The following is a 353-nucleotide window of genomic DNA, read 5'->3' as shown; positions in this document are numbered from 1 at the left end:
CCGATACACGCAGCAAGAGTCCTACATCCGAATACCGTACCCAAACTTACGGTATTGTAGACCGTATCGAAGATTTTGGTGTTGGTGCAATTTTATCAGGTAAATCCGTATAACGAATTATTTTATGGGAAATTTTACAGGAGTAATCATCAACAAAGCAAATGGCGGGCTGGTACGGGATACCGATACCAGTGACCGCGTCATTCTGTTCGTAGTCGGTGGTTCGGAGATCGGAAAACTTGAATATTACAAGCCGGAATCCCTGAACGATATCACCGATTTGGAAGCGTTGGGATGGGACGCTGACATCGACCTTGAGAACAAGGAACTGGTGCATTACCATACCAGCGAAG

At 45.6% G+C, this 353-nt stretch carries 1 pseudogene; it reads left to right on the top strand.

Annotation, left to right across the window (positions count from 1 at the left end):
- Positions 1-124 precede the first annotated feature (124 nt).
- Positions 125-353, top strand: a pseudogene (locus HMPREF2794_RS08340) (hypothetical protein); the annotation flags it as partial.

The sequence above is a fragment of the Bacteroides sp. HMSC067B03 genome, assembly GCF_001811315.1.
GTDB classification, from domain to species: Bacteria; Bacteroidota; Bacteroidia; order Bacteroidales; family Bacteroidaceae; genus Bacteroides; species Bacteroides faecis.
The sequence above is the reverse complement of the archived record's forward strand: the minus strand, read 5'-3'. Positions and strand labels throughout refer to the sequence as shown.